Origin of the sequence: Klebsiella grimontii (assembly GCF_900200035.1) — a bacterium.
Lineage (GTDB): Bacteria > Pseudomonadota > Gammaproteobacteria > Enterobacterales > Enterobacteriaceae > Klebsiella > Klebsiella grimontii.
In genome coordinates this window covers 102135-119393 of sequence record NZ_FZTC01000012.1, presented here as the reverse complement: position 1 = coordinate 119393, position 17259 = coordinate 102135, and the positions used below count along the sequence as shown (strand labels likewise).

At 59.3% G+C, this 17259-nt stretch carries 18 protein-coding genes; 9 read left to right on the top strand and 9 right to left on the bottom strand.

All coding sequences use genetic code 11. From position 1 onward, the window contains the following. Positions 1–3: 3 nt before the first annotated feature. Positions 4–1017 carry a HoxN/HupN/NixA family nickel/cobalt transporter gene (locus KOSB73_RS04905; protein ID WP_082237716.1) on the top strand — a complete coding sequence of 338 codons (1014 nt, stop codon included), beginning with the start codon at positions 4–6 and terminating at the stop codon, positions 1015–1017. A gap of 242 nt (positions 1018–1259) precedes the next feature. Here the strand turns inward: KOSB73_RS04905 and norW are convergent, their stop codons facing one another. Both norW and norV read right to left on the bottom strand, forming a co-directional pair. Continuing rightward, positions 1260–2393, bottom strand: coding sequence for an NADH:flavorubredoxin reductase NorW (norW, locus tag KOSB73_RS04900; protein WP_064410898.1), 1134 nt, complete (start codon positions 2391–2393; stop codon positions 1260–1262). After that, on the bottom strand, positions 2390–3835 hold the full coding sequence (norV, locus tag KOSB73_RS04895) for an anaerobic nitric oxide reductase flavorubredoxin (RefSeq protein WP_049087231.1): 1446 nt from the start codon (positions 3833–3835) through the stop codon (positions 2390–2392). Before norV ends, norW begins: the two co-directional genes overlap by 4 nt. 187 nt (positions 3836–4022) lie before the next feature. Here norV and norR point away from each other — a divergent pair, with 187 nt between their 5' ends. After that, complete coding sequence (gene norR / locus KOSB73_RS04885) at positions 4023–5567, top strand: nitric oxide reductase transcriptional regulator NorR (protein ID WP_024358438.1); 1545 nt, start codon at positions 4023–4025, stop codon at positions 5565–5567. Here the strand turns inward: norR and gutQ are convergent. The 7 genes from gutQ to srlA form a co-directional block, all read right to left on the bottom strand. Further along, positions 5530–6495: an arabinose-5-phosphate isomerase GutQ gene (gene gutQ / locus KOSB73_RS04880; protein WP_004132895.1), complete on the bottom strand. Its 966-nt coding sequence runs from the start codon at positions 6493–6495 to the stop codon at positions 5530–5532. The genes norR and gutQ overlap by 38 nt on opposite strands. Further along, positions 6488–7261: a glucitol operon DNA-binding transcriptional repressor SrlR gene (gene srlR / locus KOSB73_RS04875; RefSeq protein ID WP_049088690.1), complete on the bottom strand. Its 774-nt coding sequence runs from the start codon at positions 7259–7261 to the stop codon at positions 6488–6490. The genes gutQ and srlR overlap by 8 nt, the downstream gene beginning before the upstream one ends. A 68-nt stretch (positions 7262–7329) precedes the next feature. Further along, a complete protein-coding gene (gene gutM / locus KOSB73_RS04870; RefSeq protein WP_024358436.1) occupies positions 7330–7689 on the bottom strand; it encodes a transcriptional regulator GutM in 360 nt (119 codons plus the stop codon). Positions 7690–7822: 133 nt separating this feature from the next. Next, positions 7823–8602 (bottom strand): sorbitol-6-phosphate dehydrogenase, encoded by a 780-nt coding sequence (gene srlD, locus KOSB73_RS04865; RefSeq protein ID WP_004132228.1) that lies wholly within the window; start codon positions 8600–8602, stop codon positions 7823–7825. Between the two features lie 17 nt (positions 8603–8619). Continuing rightward, positions 8620–8982 (bottom strand): PTS glucitol/sorbitol transporter subunit IIA, encoded by a 363-nt coding sequence (gene srlB / locus KOSB73_RS04860; RefSeq protein WP_004132227.1) that lies wholly within the window; start codon positions 8980–8982, stop codon positions 8620–8622. A 13-nt stretch (positions 8983–8995) separates the two neighbouring features. Further along, complete coding sequence (srlE, locus tag KOSB73_RS04855; protein WP_004132226.1) at positions 8996–9973, bottom strand: PTS glucitol/sorbitol transporter subunit IIB; 978 nt, start codon at positions 9971–9973, stop codon at positions 8996–8998. Then, positions 9970–10533: a PTS glucitol/sorbitol transporter subunit IIC gene (gene srlA, locus KOSB73_RS04850; protein WP_004104818.1), complete on the bottom strand. Its 564-nt coding sequence runs from the start codon at positions 10531–10533 to the stop codon at positions 9970–9972. Before srlA ends, srlE begins: the two co-directional genes overlap by 4 nt. A 262-nt stretch (positions 10534–10795) precedes the next feature. Between srlA and mltB the strand changes: the two genes are divergently transcribed. From mltB to recX, 7 genes are all read left to right on the top strand, one after another. Beyond that, positions 10796–11872 (top strand): lytic murein transglycosylase B, encoded by a 1077-nt coding sequence (mltB, locus tag KOSB73_RS04845; protein ID WP_024358434.1) that lies wholly within the window; start codon positions 10796–10798, stop codon positions 11870–11872. A 203-nt stretch (positions 11873–12075) separates the two neighbouring features. Continuing rightward, the gene (locus tag KOSB73_RS04835) at positions 12076–12786 is read left to right on the top strand and encodes a metal ABC transporter ATP-binding protein (RefSeq protein WP_165774983.1); all 711 of its coding nucleotides are present in this window, start codon (positions 12076–12078) and stop codon (positions 12784–12786) included. Continuing rightward, on the top strand, positions 12783–13646 hold the full coding sequence (locus KOSB73_RS04830) for a metal ABC transporter permease (protein ID WP_049087227.1): 864 nt from the start codon (positions 12783–12785) through the stop codon (positions 13644–13646). The genes KOSB73_RS04835 and KOSB73_RS04830 overlap by 4 nt, the downstream gene beginning before the upstream one ends. Before the next feature lie 8 nt (positions 13647–13654). Further along, positions 13655–14533, top strand: coding sequence for a metal ABC transporter substrate-binding protein (locus KOSB73_RS04825; RefSeq protein WP_004132219.1), 879 nt, complete (start codon positions 13655–13657; stop codon positions 14531–14533). Between the two features lie 453 nt (positions 14534–14986). After that, entirely contained in the window at positions 14987–15484 is a 498-nt protein-coding gene (gene pncC, locus KOSB73_RS04815; protein ID WP_098140284.1) for a nicotinamide-nucleotide amidase, read from the top strand. Positions 15485–15564: 80 nt separating this feature from the next. After that, positions 15565–16623, top strand: coding sequence for a recombinase RecA (gene recA / locus KOSB73_RS04810; protein WP_024358430.1), 1059 nt, complete (start codon positions 15565–15567; stop codon positions 16621–16623). A 70-nt stretch (positions 16624–16693) separates the two neighbouring features. Then, positions 16694–17194, top strand: coding sequence for a recombination regulator RecX (recX, locus tag KOSB73_RS04805; protein WP_098140283.1), 501 nt, complete (start codon positions 16694–16696; stop codon positions 17192–17194). The last annotated feature ends 65 nt before the right edge of the window (positions 17195–17259 follow it).

The window sequence follows — 17259 nt, the reverse complement described above, 5'->3', positions numbered from 1 at the left end:
GACATGATAGTGACGATTTTGCGTCAGCAGCCGCGCGCAGCGGCGCTGGTGCTGGCATTGATTGCCGCCAATTTGCTGGCCTGGGGCTGGGCGTTTGCGGCGTTCGGCGGCAGCGGCGCGCTGATGGCCGCCAGCCTGCTGGCCTGGGGTTACGGTCTGCGCCACGCGGTGGACGCCGACCATATCGCGGCGATCGACAACGTGACCCGCAAAATGATGCAGCAGGGGAAGCGGCCTTTTGCCGTTGGCGCGTGGTTCTCGCTGGGACATTCGTCGATTGTGGTGCTGGCGTCGGCGGCGATTGCCGCGACCGCCACCGCGTTTGGCCAGCAGATGAGCTGGTTTCACGAGACCGGCAGCGTTATCGGCACTGCCGTGTCGGCGCTGTTCCTGCTGGCTATGGCGTTTATCAATCTGGTCATTTTGCGCAGCGTCTGGCGCAGCTTTCGGGCGTGGAAGCAGGGCGAAAAGGTGAGCGATGAGGTCATGACCGGCGGCGGCATGATGAGCTGGGTGTTCGGGAAAACCTTCCGCCTGATTAACCGCAGCTGGCAGATGTATCTGGTGGGCTTTCTGTTTGGCCTCGGTTTTGATACGGCGACGGAAATCGGCGTGCTGGGGATCTCAGCCGCCAGCGCGTCGAGCGGGATGTCGATTTGGTCGATTATGGTTTTTCCGGCGCTGTTCGCCAGCGGGATGGCGCTGGTGGATACGCTTGATAACGTGCTGATGGTCGGCGCCTACGGCTGGGCGTTCAGTAAGCCGCAGCGTAAGCTCTATTACAATATGACCATTACCGGCACCTCGGTGGTGGTGGCGCTGTTTATCGGCGGCCTGGAAGCGCTGGGACTGGTGATGAATAAGTTTTCCCTCAGCGGCGGCGTCTGGCGCTGGATCGGCGCATTGAATGACCATCTCGGCGACGCCGGTTTTGTGGTGGTCGGGCTGTTTGTGGCCTGCTGGGTGCTGTCGGTACTCAACTACCGCTGGCGCGGATACGATAACCTGGCGCGGTAGGTTGGGCATTTCCCCGGCTCGCGCTGCGCTTAGCCGGGCTACAGGTTAATGGCCATCTGCTGGCCGGTAGCCCGGACAGATGCGCAAGCATCGCCTCCGGGAAATTATGCCACTCTGCGCGCTGCTCCCGGGGGCGGCGCAAAGCGCCTGCCCGGGCTACAGGACCGCAGGCTGCTGTGAATCTGGGTAGCCCGGGTAAGGCGTTTACGCCGCGACCCGGGAATAACGTCAGTTCATACAGGCTAACTCACCAACTGCTTGAGCAGCGCAAAGGCGTCTTTCATACGATCCTCGCTGACCACAAAAGCGCGCAGCTGGTTTTCGGCGTCAACGCCTTTCGCGACCAGGCCGTCTTTGGCGGCAACGATATGCCACGTCAGATCCTCGCGCCGGGTATCGCCCGCCAGGTGCAGCGGTAAATCCGGCGTTTTAACCTTCACCAGCATCGGCGGCAGCTTCAGTTCTCCCTGCTGAGTCAGCAGATTTTTCCCCAGGCACATGGCGCTCAGCAGAATCGGCTGCAGGAACGGCAGGACCATGCCGTTGATTTCCGCGCAATCGCCGAGGGCGTAAATTGCCGGATGGCTGGTTTGTAGCTGGCTGTTCACCACCACGCCGCGGTGCGTCTGCAGACCCGCATGCCGCGCCAGCGCCGTTTCCGGGCGCAAACCGGCGGCGGCGACCACCGCATCCACCGTCAGCGTACGCTGGCGGTCAAGAGTGACGCGAATTCCGTCGGCGTTCTGCGCCAGGCTTTGCAGCTGCGACTTCAGCATCAGATCCACGCCCATGTCGGTCAGACGATGCTGCAGTCGGCTGCTGGCTTCCGGCGGCATCAGCGCCGACAGCACGCTGGCGGAGTTATCCACCACCGTCACCGCTTTGCCGGCGCGGCAGAAATCCATCGCCAGCTCGCAGCCAATCAGCCCGCCGCCGACGATCAGCACCCTTTTTGCATCGCGCAGCTGGCTTTGCGCCGCGCCGTATTCCCGCTGGCTGTTGAGGGTCAGCATCAGCTCGCGGCCCGGCACCGGCGGGATAAACGGCGTCGCGCCGGTGGCCAGCACCAGTTTGTCATAGCGCCACTCGCGGTCCTGGCTCTTCACAACCTGATTATCGGCGTCGATATCGCTGACCCAGGTATGCGGAAACAGGCGCAGATTGTACTGCTCGGCAAACTCGCCCGCCGTTTGCAGGGTCAGATCGTCGGCGTTCTGCCCGCGGCTGACCACATGGCTGAGATCCGGCTTGTTGTACTCATCCATGCTGTCGGCGGCGATCAGGGTCAGCGGGATGTTCGGGTCCTGCTTGCGAATATTTTTCACCAACTGACGGGCCGCGAAGCCCGAGCCGATGATGACGATGCCATCACTCATTTTGCCTCCGACGCCAGCACATCAAACACATCTTTACCCAGCGAACATTCAGGGCAGAGGAAGTTATCCGGGACTTCGCTCCAGGGTGTACCCGGCTGAACGTCCTGGTTCGGTTCGCCCTGTTCGGGGTCGTAAATCCACTGGCAAACGCTGCACTGCATTTTCGGGCCGAGATCGGCTACCGCGGGCGCGGCGCAGGGCGTTGCCTCAGGCGCGGCTGGTTGCGCCTCGCTCGCCGGCAGCGGGGAGAGGGCCCACTGGCGGGCGATCTGACGACCGTGTTCGCGGCACAATTCCAGCGCGTCAAGGTCCGGGCGCCATTTGGCCTTCAGGCTCAGGGACATTTCAAAGCCTGCATCCTGTAAACGCGTGGACAGGCGATCAACCGCGCCGCCGCTCCAACCGTGGGAGCCAAAAGCGCTGGCGCGCTTGTTACGAAAACGCAGGCCGGTCATCTCTTCCACCAGCCCTGCTATTTTCGGCATCATCACGTTGTTCATGGTGGAGGTGCCGACCAGCACGCCCTTCGAGCGGAACACGTTGGTCAGAATGTCGTTTTTATCGCTGCGGGCGACGTTGAAAATTTTCACCGCTACGCGGGGGTCCACGTCGGTAATGCCCTGGGCGATCGCGTCGGCCATCATGCGGGTGTTGTTGGACATGGTGTCGTAGAAAATGGTGATGCGGTCTTCCTGATAATCCGCCGCCCACTCGAGATATTTTTCGACGATCTGCGTCGGGTTATCGCGCCAGACCACGCCGTGGGAGGTGGCAATCATATCTACCGGCAGGTTGAAGCCGAGGATTTCACTAATTTTCGGCGTCACCAGGCGGCTGAACGGGGTCAGAATGTTGGCGTAGTAGCGCTGGCACTGTTCATAAAGCTCAACCTGGTCAACTTCATCATTAAACAGATGCTCATCGCAGTAGTGCTGGCCGAAGGCGTCGTTGCTGAACAGCACCGCGTCGCCGGTCATATAGGTCATCATGCTATCCGGCCAGTGCAGCATCGGGGTTTCGACGAAAATCAGCTGTTTGCCGTTGCCGATATCCAGGCTGTCGCCGGTTTTCACCACCTTAAAGTTCCACTCCGGGTGATGGTGGTGGCCGGTAATGGAGTCGATAGCGTTGGCGGTGCAGTAGATCGGGGTATCCGGGATTTGCGTCATCAGTTCGGTCAGCGCGCCGGCATGATCCTCTTCCGCATGGTTGATAATGATGTAATCGATATCGGCGAGGTCAATTTCACCGCGCAGGTTCTGCACGAATTCGCGACTGAATTTATGATCGACGGTATCGATCAGCACATTTTTTTCTTCCCGGATGAGATAGCTGTTGTAGCTGCTGCCGCGCAGCGTTTTGTATTCAGTCCCGTGGAAATCACGCACTTCCCAGTCGCGTTGGCCAACCCAATGAATGTTATTTTTAACCAGAATAGACATAGCAACCTCAATTAATTCAGCGTTGTTCAAAAAAGATATTTTGCTTATATCAAGATGCGTGCCATGTTTTTAATTTATTGAATTTAATGTGTTTTTTATTTTTCGATAAATCTGTTGATGTCAAAATGACAATGGTTAAAATAGTCGATATGACTATGTGGATTGTCAGAATGACTATGAGGCGACAATGAGTTTCTCCGTCGAGGCCCTGGCGAAAATCGCCATTGATTTACAAAGCGATCTCGGCCACGCCGACCGTTTTTCCCGGCTGATTACCACCCTGCGGCAGATACTTGGCTGCGATGCTTCGGCGCTGCTGCGTTACGAAGCGCACCAGTTTGTGCCGCTGGCGATTGATGGCCTGGCCCAGGACGTGCTTGGCCGGCGCTTTGCCCTTGAAGGCCACCCGCGGCTGGAGGCGATTGCCCGCGCGGGGGACGTGGTGCGTTTCCCGGCGGATAGCAGCCTGCCGGACCCCTATGATGGGCTGATCCCCGGTCAGGAGAGCCTGAAGGTGCACGCCTGCGTCGGCCTGCCGCTGTTTGCCGGGCAAACCCTGATCGGCGCGCTGACCCTCGACGGCATGGATGCGGACCGTTTTGACAGCTTCAGCGACGAGGAGCTGCGCTTGATTGCCGCGCTGGTGGCCGGGGCGCTGAATAACGCGCTGCTGATCGCCCGGCTGGAGAGCCAAAACGTGCTGCCGGAGCAGGCTATCGTATATCCGCCAGCCGAACGTCAGGAGATCATTGGCCTGTCGGCGCCGATGCTGCAGCTGAAGAAGGAGATCGACATCGTCGCGGCTTCCGACTTAAACGTGCTGATTAGCGGCGAGACCGGGACCGGCAAAGAGCTGGTGGCGAAAGCGGTCCATCAGGGATCGCCGCGGGCGGCCAATCCGCTGGTGTACCTTAACTGCGCGGCCCTGCCGGAGAGCGTGGCGGAGAGCGAGCTGTTTGGTCACGTTAAAGGGGCGTTTACCGGGGCGATCAGCAACCGCAGCGGTAAATTTGAAATGGCGGACAACGGGACGCTGTTCCTCGATGAAATCGGCGAGCTGTCGCTGGCGCTGCAGGCCAAGCTGCTGCGGGTGCTGCAGTATGGCGATATTCAGCGCGTCGGCGACGATCGCAGTCTGCGGGTTGATGTGCGGGTGCTGGCGGCCACCAACCGCGACCTGCGTCAGGAGGTGGTGGAGGGGCGTTTTCGCGCCGATCTGTATCATCGTCTGAGCGTGTTTCCGCTATCGGTTCCGGCGCTGCGCGAGCGGGAAAATGACGTGGTGCTGCTGGCCGGCTATTTCTGCGAACAGTGCCGTTTGCGCATGGGGCTGGCGCAGGTGATTTTAAGCGAGGCGACGCGGGCCAGACTGCTGGCCTGGCCGTGGCCGGGCAACGTGCGCGAGCTGGAGCACGCGATTCATCGGGCGGTGGTGCTGGCGCGGGCGACGCAGGCGGGTAATGACATCGTGCTGGAGCCGCAGCATTTTCAGCTGGCCGGGGAAGCGCCTGCCTTGCCGGGCGTCAGCCCGCAGCCGGCGGCGGAAGCGGTGAGCCTGCGCGAGGCGACGGAGGCGTTCCAGCGCGAAGCGATAGCCAGCGCGCTGGCGGCTAATGGCCGCAGCTGGGCCGCCGCCGCCCGCGCGCTGGGGCTCGACGTCGCCAACCTGCACCGGCTGGCGAAGCGTCTGGGCCTTAAAGGATCCCGGCCTGATAAAAGTTCTGCAGGTTAATCGCGCCGACCAGCTGGCCGTTTTCATCCACCACCGGAGCGGCGCTGATTTTGTGCTTCATCAGGCGCTCTTTGGCTTCTATCGCGCGGCTTTCCGCCTGCAGGGTGACGCCGTTGCGGGTCATCGCCTGGCTGACGATATCCTGCAGGCTGCCGCCGCCCACCAGCCAGCGGCGCAGGTCGCCGTCGGTAAACACGCCCTGCACGTGATTGCGCTCATCGCAGACCGCCACCAGCCCCAGGCCGGTGCGGCTGAGTTCGAGCATCGCGTCCATCACGCTGGTGTCGACGTCTACGCGCGGCACGTCGCCGTCACGGCGCATCAGATGGTGAACCTTGTTCAGCAGCCGCGCGCCCAGCGCCCCAGCCGGGTGCGAACGGGCAAAATCTTCTTCGTTAAAGCCGCGGGCCTGCATCACCGCCATCGCCAGCGCGTCGCCGAGCATCAGGGTATTGACGGTGCTGGAGGTTGGGGCGAGGTGCATCGGGCAGGCTTCGCGTTCCACCGCGATATCGAGCACCGCTTTCGCCGCCAGCGCCAGCGGCGACGTGGATTTACCGGTCATCGCCAGCAGCGGAATCGACTTTTCCTCCAGGCGCGGGACGATAAGATCCAGCTCTTTGGCGCTGCCGGAGTAGGAGATAAACAGCATCACGTCGCGGCTGTCGAGCATCCCGAGATCGCCGTGCAGCGCTTCCGCCGGGTGGACGAAAAATGCCGGGGTGCCGGTACTGGCGAAGGTGGCGGCCAGCTTTTTACCAATATGGCCCGATTTGCCGATACCGGAGACCACCAGTTTGCCCTCGCAGTGGATGATGGTTTCCGCCGCGCGGATGAAGTCGTCGCCCAGGCGTTCAGGCAGGCGGCTCGCCTCCTGAAGCTCCAGCATTAGGGTCTGGCGTCCGGCTTCTAACAGAAAGTTACTCATGATGTTCTCCAGTAATAATGACTTCGATGCCTTTGTCTTCCAGCGCCTGCTTAAATTCCGGGCTGATATCGGCATCGGTAATCAGTTTGTCCACGCTCTCGAGGCCGCAGACGATATTGGGACTTTTACGGCCAAACTTTGACGAGTCGGCCATCAGGATAACTTCGCGGGCGGCATTGCACATCGCTTTGCTGACCGTATAAACCTCATTAAAGGTGGTGACGCCGGCGATTAAATCAATCCCGTCGGTGCCCATAAACAGGCGGTCGAAGCTGAATTGTTCGAAGGCGTTTTCCGCCAGCTGGCCGTGAAAAGAGGCCGATTTCTTGCGGAATGTGCCGCCCGGCATCAGGATGGTTTGCTCATTATCCAGTTCGGAGAGGGCGTTGACGATATGCAGGCTGTTGGTCATCACGGTGATGTTGTTGAAGCGGCTGAGCATCGGCACCATTTGCAGTACGGTGCTGCCGGCATCAAGAATGATCGAGTCGCCATCGTGAATAAAGCTGACCGCGGCTTCGGCAATCCGCTCTTTTTTATGGGTGTTGATCAGCGTTTTGTGGTCGATGGGCGGGTCGGCCTCGTCTTTATTTAACACCACGCCGCCGTAGGTGCGGATAACGGTACCGGCATTCTCAAGGATCACCAGATCCTTACGGATGGTCGTGCCGGTGGTGTCGAAGTGTTGCGCCAGCTCTTCGACCGAGCATTTGCCCTGCGATTGCAGGTGCTCGAGAATGGCTGCCTGGCGCTGACGTGGTTTCATAGGCGTTGTATCCTGCGTTTAAAGTTTCGAAATGATAATTTCGCAAGATATTAACGTTCACAACGAAATTATCCATGTTTCGGATTAAGCGCTAATGATAGTGCATTCTGACAGAGCGGATCATTGGGAAAGATCACATCAGGCTGCAATTCCTTAAGATGTTTGCCGTGGAGAGCGGGGATTTTTCGCGGCCTGGCGAAGACGGTGAGGCCTTTCATTAACAGCGTATCGCGGATGCGGTCGTCTTCGTCGACGGCGATGGCGACGACGGCCCGCGGCTTGAACCGCCCCGAGGAGCGGCCCACGCCGACGCGGCCCTGCTGGCACAGCCGATCGAACGCGCGATTGAACTGGCGGATTTGCCAGCCGCCAAAGGCAAGCTGGGTTATCCAGGCGATGGCGGCGACGGTGATGAGCGCGGTAACCATAAAATCTCCTTAAAGTGTGGGAAAATTCCCCCGGAGGCGGCGCGTTGCGCCTGTCCGGGCTACCAGAAAGCCGCATAATCGGTAGCCCGGACAGATGCGCAGCATCGCCTCCGGGAAAACAGTGCGCAACGTTTTAAAACATCACCTGTCCGCCGGTGACGTTAATGGACTGGCCGGTGCAGTAGGAAGCCTGCGGGCTGGCGTAAAACATCAACACGTTAAGTACGTCCTGGTAATCGCAGCCGCGCTTCAGCGGGACTTTGTCGATGTAATACTGCTCGACCTGCTCCTCCGGGATCCCCAGCTTGGTGGCGTACTGCGGCAGCAGAGACTGGAACATCGGCGACTTCAGCAGGTTGCCGAGCATCAGGGAGTGCACGGTAATCCCGTACTCCGCGAGGTCCAGCGCCAGCGACTGCGTCAGCCCCACGCCGCCGAACTTCGCCGCGCTATAGCCGGAGTTATGCTTGCTGCCCACTTTGCCGGATTTAGAGTTGATCTGAATGATGCGACCTTTAATGCCGTCGCGGATCATCAGGCGGGAAAACTCGCGGGCGCAAAGGAAGTAGCCCACCAGATTCACCTGCAGCGAGCGGTCGAAATCCCCCAGCGCGAAATCGCTGATAAACGCCGCTTTAGCGATCCCGGCGCTATAGACCAGCAGGTCGACGCGGGAAAAAATGTCGTCCACCCCGCGGGCGAGGGCGACGACGCTGGCTTCGCTGGTGGCGTCCGCGCCGAAGCCCCACGCCGTTCCTTCGCCATATTCCGCGTTAATCGACTGTGCGACGCGGGTCGCTTTATCGCTCTGAATATCGACCACCGCCACGCGATAGCCTTCTGCAGCAAGCCCGCGACACAGAAACTCCCCTAAGGTTTGTCCCCCACCAATGACAACAGCAACCTGATTCATACTTTTCTCCTTACAGCTTAAGCAACAAATTTCAGTACGCAGCCGGCGGCGATGCCTTCCGGCACCGGGCCCGCCACGTGTACGGTTCCGGGGAATTCCGCTTCGCGGTGACCGTCAAAGCGCAGCGTGATATGGCCCAGCTCGCGCAGGTTCTGCTCGGCGACGTCGCCGACGGCGGTGACCGGGTAGCGCAGCTCGCCAAGCTGGAGCTCAGCGCCCGGCACCAGCGCGCCGGAGAGCTCGCCGTGGTTGTGAATAAAGCAGTACTCTTCGATATCGGCCGGGGCGCCTTCGCGGAAGGTGATCAGCATCTGCTCGTCCAGCGCCATCGCCGCGCTGGCGCCGATATGGGTAATGGTGGTCTGGTAAATCACGGTCATCTTCAGGCACCTCTTATTGGTAAATAAATCCGGAAACGAACCAGGCGATCAGCACCGTTGGCGCGCCGGTCAGGAAGCGGCTCACCAGAACCGACGGTACGCCGACGCGCACGGTGTCCTGGCGCGCTTCCGCCAGCGACAGGCCAACCGGGATAAAATCGCAGGCGGCCTGGGCGTTGATGGCGAACAGCGCGGGCAGGGCGAGATGCGGCGGAATATTGCCAAGGCCAATCTGCACGCCAATCAGCACGCCGATAACCTGGGCGATGACCGCGCCGGGGCCGAGAAACGGCGACAGCAGCGGGAAGGAGCAGATCAGCGCCAGGGTGACGAGGCCCAGCGGATGGCTGGCGAGCGGCGCCAGACCGTGGGCAATCCAGTCGCCGATGCCGGAGGCCATGATGATGCCAATCAGCGCCGAGACGAAGGCCATAAACGGCAGAATGGTTTTTAGCACCGTATCGATGGTGTCGCGCCCGGCCTGGAACAGCACCGCCACGACGGAGCCCATTCCCATACCAACTTTGGCCAGCAGGCCGTCGCTCTGCTCGGTGATCTTTTTGCTGGTGTCATAGTCGCGGGCCGCCGGCTGGGCAGGCGCGGCCTGCGGGGCCGGGGAGTGCCCCTCTTCCAGGGCGAAAATGTTCTCCTCTTTGACGCCGGAAACGTAAATGTCTTCGACGATATACTGCGCCAGCGGACCCGATTTGCCGGTCGCGTGGATATTAATGGTCGGGATGCGGCGCTTCGGGTAGATACCGCAGCGCAGGGTACCGCCGCAGTCGATAATCGCCACGCCAATTTCCGCTTCCGGCGGCTCGCCCTCTTTGAAGCCATCGACCGCCTGCCAGCCGGTGAGGCGGGCAATTTTATCGACGATCGCCGGGCGGGTGCCCGCGGTGATATAGACAATCTTTTTATCGGCAACGGCGTCGAGTTCGAGCGGGCCGCCCCAGCCGCCAGCGCCTTTTTCAATGCGAATACGGGTCATGATGTCGCTCCTGACAGATGCACTTTCTGCTCAAGCTGGATGGCCATTTTTTTCTCAAAAATCGACGTGGTCAGGTCGGTCACCCAGCCGCGGAAGAAGTTCGTCACCAGGCCCACCAGCAGATAGCTCACCGCCAGCGGCCCTAACGGCAGACCGAGGGTGGTGAGTCCATTGGCGATCCCCAGATAGACGAACAGTTCGCCGGGGTTGATGTGCGGAAACAGGCCGTTCATTGAGTGGCAGCTGTAGGAGGCCGCCGCGTAGTAGCTCGGTTTGTATTTCTCGGGCATAAAGCGCCCAAGGCTCAGGGTCATCGGGTTACAGAAAACGAAGGTGCCGATGCAGGGCAGCAGCAGGTAGCGGGAGATCGGATTACCGGCGCAGCGTTGCGCCAGCTTTTCGATCCGCTGCTGACCAATAAAGTTGATCAGCGCGTTCATGATCACCAGCAGACTGATCAGCAAAGGCAGGATCCCGGTGACCATACCGGTGAACACCTCGCCTCCCTTCTGAAACAGGCCGATAAACCATTCGGCGCCGTGGGTAACGACTTCAATCATTGTTCTCTCCTTCAGCGTGTTATTTTTCTTGCTAACTGGCAGCTGATTTTAATCATTTTAAAAGGTTTGAAATTGTTATATTGATCGCAAAATGAAAGATAAATATTTTATTTTGAAAGATTGTGGCTGAAATGAGCGAAGGATCCGGCGGGGTGGGAGGAAAAAGAGCGATAAAAAAGAATTTACATTGCCGCCGCTTCCTTGTGAGCGGGCGCATGCTTTACCATAATTACCCCTTGCCGATTTGTTAAATGGATGTCCCATGTTGAAGCGTCGTTCCCTGGCTTTACTCCCCCTGTGCGTTCTCCTCGCTGCCTGCAGCAGCAAACCTCAAACTCCTGCGGAAAAGGAAATGGCGGGCGGTACGGGCGGTTTTTTACTCGAGCCGCAGCATAATGTGATGGAGATGAGCGGCGATTTCGCCAATAACCCGGCGGCGGAACAGTTCATTGATAAAATGGTGAGCAAGCACGGCTTCGACCGACAGCAGTTGCATCAAATCCTCTCCCAGGCCAAACGCCTGGATTACGTGCTGCGTCTGATGGACCGTCAGGCGCCCACCGGGCTGCCGCCGTCAGGGCCAAACGGCGCCTGGCTGCGCTACAAAAAGCAGTTTATTACCCCGGATAACGTGCAGAACGGCGTGGCGTTCTGGAACCAGTATCAGGATGCGCTCAACCGCGCGTACCAGGTATACGGCGTGCCGCCGGAGATTATCGTCGGGATTATTGGCGTCGAGACCCGCTGGGGCCGGGTGATGGGGAAAACCCGCATCCTTGATGCGCTGGCGACGCTGTCGTTTAACTATCCGCGCCGCGCCGAGTACTTCTCCAGCGAGCTGGAAACGTTCCTGCTGATGGCCCGCAGCGAACAGGACGACCCGCTCGATCTGAAAGGCTCCTTCGCCGGCGCGATGGGCTACGGTCAGTTTATGCCCTCTTCTTATAAGCAGTACGCCGTGGACTTTAACGGCGACGGGCATATCAACCTGTGGGATCCGGTCGATGCGATCGGCAGCGTGGCGAACTACTTCAAGCAGCACGGCTGGGTGAGCGGCGATCTCGTGGCGGTACAGGCGCTAGGCCAGGCGCCTGGGCTGAACAATGGGTTCAAAACCAAATACAGCGTCTCGCAGCTGGCGGCGGCAGGACTTACCCCGACTCAGCCGCTGGGTAACCATCAGCAGGCGAGCCTGCTGCGTCTGGACGTCGGCACTGGCTACCAGTACTGGTACGGCCTGCCGAACTTCTACACCATTACCCGCTATAACCACAGCACCCATTACGCGATGGCCGTCTGGCAGCTGGGTCTGGCGGTTTCTCAGGCCCGCATGCAGTAATCCCGCCTTCTGCGCTCCTCTCCGTCCGGAGAGAAGTCTGTAACATTTTGCAGCATTTCCTTTTGTTGACGCCAATTTACATTTCGCGCCTCCTTTAATATTGTTATGTTATAACGTTTTATTGAGGCGTAAACATTGACTTCCTTATTGATGACTTCAGGCATCGCCCGGCTGGGGATGGCCTGCGTGCTGCTGGCCGCTCTGTGGCTGGCAACCTGGTGGGCGGTATCGCTGCCATGATTGAGCTCGATCACCTGGTGGCGGGCTATGAGGGCCTGGCGATTACGCCGTCGCTTAGCGGCACGCTTGCAACGGGGAGTATGACCGCGATCGTCGGCCTGAACGGTTGTGGGAAATCGACGCTGTTAAAGACGCTGGCCGGGTTTATTCCGCCGGTCAGCGGCCGCCTGAACTGGCGCGAGGGACGGCCGGTTATCGGCTGGCTGGCGCAGCGGCACGCGCTGGAGTCGCAGTTTCCGCTCACGGTGCGGGATGTCGTCAGCCAGGGCGCCTGGCCGCGCGTATCGCTGCTGCGTGGGCTCGGCGGAGAGGTGCGTCAGCGCATCGTCGCAGCCATAGAGCGGGTGGGGCTGTTAACGCTGGCGAAAACGCCGATTGAGGAGCTCTCCGGCGGCCAGTTTCAGCGCATGCTCTTCGCGCGGGTGATGGTGCAGCGCGCGCCGCTGGTGATGCTCGACGAACCGTTTACCGGCATCGATGAAGCCACCTGCCGCGAGTTGATGGCGCTGATCCTGGAAATGTATCAGCAGGGGCAGACGATTCTGGCGGTGCTGCACGATAACCAGCGGGTCGCCGACTATTTCCCGGAAACGATGCTGCTGACGCCGCAGCGCGCCCGCTGGGGCAGTACGCCTGATGTGCTTCCCGCCTTTCACGGCGCGAGGCTGGCATGATCTGGCATACGTTCATTCAGCCCTTTATCGAATTTGGCTTTATGCGCCGCGCGCTGCTGGTGTGCCTGGCGTTGTCCCTGAGCACCACCATGCTCGGCGTCTTCTTACTTTTACGCCGCATGAGCCTGATGGGCGATGCGCTCTCGCATGCAATTTTGCCCGGCGTGGCCGCGGGCTATCTGCTCAACGGGATGTCGCTGCTGGCGATGACCGTCGGCGGTTTTATCGCCGGCATCGCGGTCGCGCTGGTGGCGGGGTGGGTCAGCCGACGCACGCCTTTAAAAGAGGATGCCAGCTTTGCCGGATTTTATCTCGGCTCCCTGGCGCTGGGCGTCACGCTGGTCTCGCTGCGCGGCTCTAACGTCGACCTGCTGCATCTGCTGTTCGGCTCGATTCTGGCGGTGGACAGCGATTCGGCGGTGTTTGTGAGCGGCGTCGCCAGCCTGACGCTGATCGGCATCGCCCTGTTTTATCGCGGCCTGGTCAGCGAAGCCTTCGACAGCGTCTGGCTTCAGGTAAACGCGCGAAGATTGCCTGCGCTGCTGCACGGCCTGTTTCTCGCCCTGCTGGTGCTCAATCTGGTGGCCGGGTTTCAGGTGCTCGGCACACTGATGGCGGTGGGAGTCATGATGCTGCCCGCGATCGCGGCTCGCTGCTGGGCGCGGACGCTGCCGGGCATTCTGCTGCTGGCGGCGCTCATCGGCGGCTTTTGCGCATGGATGGGGCTGAGCCTGTCGTGGGCGGCAAACCTGCCAGCCGGGCCCGCTATTGTGCTGACCGCCAGCGGTATCTTTTTTATATCGGTGTTTTTTGGCACGCGCAGCCGGCTGGTTGTCGGCTGGCGTAAATTAATGGGGTAAGGAACATGATGAAACGTACCGGGATATGGCTGGCGCTGGCGTTGGGTCTGGCATCGCACGGGGTGATGGCGAAAACGCTAAACGTGGTGAGTAGTTTTTCCGTATTAGGCGATATGGCGCAGCAGATTGGCGGCGAACATGTGCATGTAGATACGCTGGTGGGGCCGGACGGCGACCCGCACACCTTTGAACCCTCGCCGAAAGACAGCGCGCTGCTGAGCAAAGCCGATGTGGTGGTGGTGAACGGCCTGGGACTGGAAGGCTGGCTGGACAGGCTGATTAAGGCATCGGGGTTTAAAGGCGAGCTGGTGGTGGCTTCCGGCGGCGTAAAAACCCATACGCTGGAAGAAGATGGCGCAACGGTAACCGATCCGCACGCGTGGAACAGCGCCGCGAACGGTGCGCTGTATGCGCAGAATATCCTCAACGGCCTGGTGAAAGCCGACCCGGAGGATAAGTCGGCGCTGGAGGCCTCCGGTCAGCGCTATATCAGCCAGCTCAATGAGATCGATCGCTGGGCAAAAGATCGGTTCAGCGCCATTCCGCAGGCAAAGCGTAAGGTGCTGACCAGCCATGACGCGTTCGGCTATTTTGGCCGCGCTTATGGCGTGACCTTCCTCGCGCCGCAGGGATTGTCTTCGGAAAGTGAAGCCAGCGCGGCGCAGGTGGCGGCCTTAATCAAGCAAATTAAAGCCGACGATGTGCATACCTGGTTTATGGAAAATCAGCTTGATCCAAGACTGGTTAAACAGATTGCCAGCGCAACGGGCGCGCAGCCGGGAGGAGAGCTCTACCCTGAAGCGCTCTCTAAACCGGGCGGCGTGGCGGACAGCTACGTGAAAATGCTGCGCCACAACGTGGAGCTGATTGCGGCGAGTATGAAATAAATGAAGCCGGCCCGCCGCGGGCCGGTTAACTGACCTTATTATTCTGCAAGTATCTGTTTGAATTTTTTTAATTAATGTCAATCCACAGACAATACTGCTCACCCCCAGCAGGATCTGTACGCCTTGGTACAGCGAGTTAAATGAGCGGGTAAACATAGGCAGTAGCGCGGTAAACAGTGACACGACGCCGCAGATAAACAGACGCAGGCGTATTCACGTTCTGCTCGGAGGTCATCGCTGCTTTGGCCATTCCTGGTAACCTCGTATTTCACTCTTCCTTATACGTGCGATGAATTGTATACCGGCGCCCCCTGGCGGCTATCCGAAAATACGCCGTCGGGCGCGGTCGATGTTTTTCGGAAGCCGACTCGTAAATTCGTTACCTCATCCCCATATCTCTGCTGAAAGTGCTATCTTTGATGGCCTGGTTGTACAGCTTACGTGGGGCGACGAATGACAGATTCCGAATTAATGCAGCTGAGCGAGCAGGTGGGGCAGGCGCTGAAAGCGCGCGGCGCGACGGTGACCACGGTGGAGTCCTGCACCGGCGGCTGGGTCGCCAAAACCCTTACCGATATCGCCGGTAGTTCGGCATGGTTTGAGCGCGGTTTTGTGACCTACAGCAATGAAGCGAAATCGCAGATGATTGGCGTCAGCGAAGCGACGCTGCTTGAGCATGGCGCGGTGAGTGAACCGGTGGTCGTGGAGATGGCGGTTGGCGCCCTGCGCGCGGCCCGCGCGGACTATGCGATTTCGGTCAGCGGCATTGCCGGACCGGATGGCGGCAGCGCGGAAAAGCCGGTGGGAACCGTCTGGTTTGGCGTCGCCAGCGCCAGCGGACAGGGCGTGACCCGGCGCGAATGCTTCGCTGGAGACCGCGAGTCGGTACGCCGCCAGGCCACGGCCTATGCGCTAAATCTCCTCTGGCAACAATTTCTACAAAATACTTGATACTGTATGACTATACAGTATAATTGCTTCAACAGAACAGAATTCACTACCCGGTTACACCCGGCATGAGAGGAGTAATAATGGCTATCGACGAAAACAAACAGAAAGCGTTGGCGGCAGCACTGGGCCAGATCGAAAAACAATTCGGTAAAGGCTCCATCATGCGCCTGGGTGAAGACCGTTCCATGGATGTGGAAACTATCTCCACCGGCTCGCTTTCCCTTGATATCGCCCTGGGCGCAGGCGGCCTGCCGATGGGCCGTATCGTCGAGATCTACGGGCCTGAATCTTCCGGTAAAACCACGCTGACGCTGCAGGTTATCGCCGCCGCGCAGCGCGAAGGTAAAACCTGTGCGTTTATCGATGCGGAACACGCGCTGGACCCGGTTTACGCACGCAAGCTGGGCGTCGATATCGACAACCTGCTGTGCTCCCAGCCGGATACCGGCGAACAGGCTCTGGAAATCTGTGACGCGCTGGCGCGTTCCGGCGCGGTAGACGTTATCGTCGTCGACTCCGTTGCGGCGCTGACGCCGAAAGCGGAAATCGAAGGCGAAATCGGCGATTCTCATATGGGCCTCGCGGCGCGTATGATGAGCCAGGCGATGCGTAAACTGGCGGGCAACCTGAAGCAGTCCAACACGCTGCTGATCTTCATCAACCAGATTCGTATGAAAATTGGCGTGATGTTCGGTAACCCGGAAACCACCACCGGCGGTAACGCGCTGAAGTTCTACGCCTCCGTGCGTCTGGACATCCGTCGTATCGGCGCGGTGAAAGAGGGCGACAACGTCGTCGGCAGCGAAACCCGCGTTAAAGTGGTGAAAAACAAAATCGCCGCGCCGTTTAAACAGGCTGAATTCCAGATCCTCTACGGTGAAGGTATTAACTTCTACGGCGAGCTGGTCGATCTCGGCGTGAAAGAGAAGCTGATCGAGAAAGCCGGCGCCTGGTACAGCTACAACGGCGATAAAATTGGTCAGGGTAAAGCGAACGCCATCTCCTGGCTGAAAGAGAACCCGGCAGCGGCAAAAGAGATTGAGAAGAAAGTTCGTGAACTGCTGCTGAGCAATCAGGATGCCACGCCGGACTTCGCGGTTGATGGCAACAGCGAAGCGGAAACCGAACAGGATTTCTGATATCGTCTGAACAGACTAACAAGGGGCCGCTTACGCGGCCCTTTTGCTTTTTTGATTAGCGAGGCTGCCCGTGACTGAAACTTCATCCCGCCGCTCTGACTACGCCAGGCTGCTGGATCGCGCGATTCGCATTCTGGCAATGCGCGACCACAGCGAACAGGAGCTAAGGCGCAAACTGGCCGCGCCGGTTATGAGTAAAAACGGCCCGGAAGCGTTAAACGTGACGCCGGAAGAGGTCGATAACGTCGTTGAATGGTGTATTGAGAACCGCTATCTGGACGACGAACGCTTTGTTCGTCAGTTTATTGCCAGCCGCAGCCGCAAGGGATACGGCCCGGCGCGCGTCCGCCAGGAGCTAAAGCAGAAGGGGATTTCCCGCGAGACGATAGAGGCAGCCATGCGCGAGTGCGAAATCGACTGGGCGCAGCTTTCCAAAGAGCAGGCGCAGCGAAAATATGGCGAACCCCTGCCCACCGTATTTGCCGAAAAAGTCAAAATTCAGCGCTTTTTGCTCTATCGCGGTTATCTGATGGAAGATATTCAGGAAATCTGGCGAAATTTTGCAGATTGACCCATCCGGGATTTTACTTCCCCGTGAAGAAAACTTATCTTATTCCCACTTTATTTTCGTGAGTA

Excerpts from the sequence above, each read along its gene's own strand:
- KOSB73_RS04905 (WP_082237716.1), top strand. The coding sequence starts at position 4 with ATGATAGTGACGATTTTGCGTCAGCAGCCGCGCGCAGCGGCGCTGGTG.
- norW (WP_064410898.1), bottom strand. The coding sequence starts at position 2,393 with ATGAGTGATGGCATCGTCATCATCGGCTCGGGCTTCGCGGCCCGTCAG.
- norV (WP_049087231.1), bottom strand. The coding sequence starts at position 3,835 with ATGTCTATTCTGGTTAAAAATAACATTCATTGGGTTGGCCAACGCGAC.
- norR (WP_024358438.1), top strand. The coding sequence starts at position 4,023 with ATGAGTTTCTCCGTCGAGGCCCTGGCGAAAATCGCCATTGATTTACAA.
- gutQ (WP_004132895.1), bottom strand. The coding sequence starts at position 6,495 with ATGAGTAACTTTCTGTTAGAAGCCGGACGCCAGACCCTAATGCTGGAG.
- srlR (WP_049088690.1), bottom strand. The coding sequence starts at position 7,261 with ATGAAACCACGTCAGCGCCAGGCAGCCATTCTCGAGCACCTGCAATCG.
- gutM (WP_024358436.1), bottom strand. The coding sequence starts at position 7,689 with ATGGTTACCGCGCTCATCACCGTCGCCGCCATCGCCTGGATAACCCAG.
- srlD (WP_004132228.1), bottom strand. The coding sequence starts at position 8,602 with ATGAATCAGGTTGCTGTTGTCATTGGTGGGGGACAAACCTTAGGGGAG.
- srlB (WP_004132227.1), bottom strand. The coding sequence starts at position 8,982 with ATGACCGTGATTTACCAGACCACCATTACCCATATCGGCGCCAGCGCG.
- srlE (WP_004132226.1), bottom strand. The coding sequence starts at position 9,973 with ATGACCCGTATTCGCATTGAAAAAGGCGCTGGCGGCTGGGGCGGCCCG.
- srlA (WP_004104818.1), bottom strand. The coding sequence starts at position 10,533 with ATGATTGAAGTCGTTACCCACGGCGCCGAATGGTTTATCGGCCTGTTT.
- mltB (WP_024358434.1), top strand. The coding sequence starts at position 10,796 with ATGTTGAAGCGTCGTTCCCTGGCTTTACTCCCCCTGTGCGTTCTCCTC.
- KOSB73_RS04830 (WP_049087227.1), top strand. The coding sequence starts at position 12,783 with ATGATCTGGCATACGTTCATTCAGCCCTTTATCGAATTTGGCTTTATG.
- KOSB73_RS04825 (WP_004132219.1), top strand. The coding sequence starts at position 13,655 with ATGAAACGTACCGGGATATGGCTGGCGCTGGCGTTGGGTCTGGCATCG.
- pncC (WP_098140284.1), top strand. The coding sequence starts at position 14,987 with ATGACAGATTCCGAATTAATGCAGCTGAGCGAGCAGGTGGGGCAGGCG.
- recA (WP_024358430.1), top strand. The coding sequence starts at position 15,565 with ATGGCTATCGACGAAAACAAACAGAAAGCGTTGGCGGCAGCACTGGGC.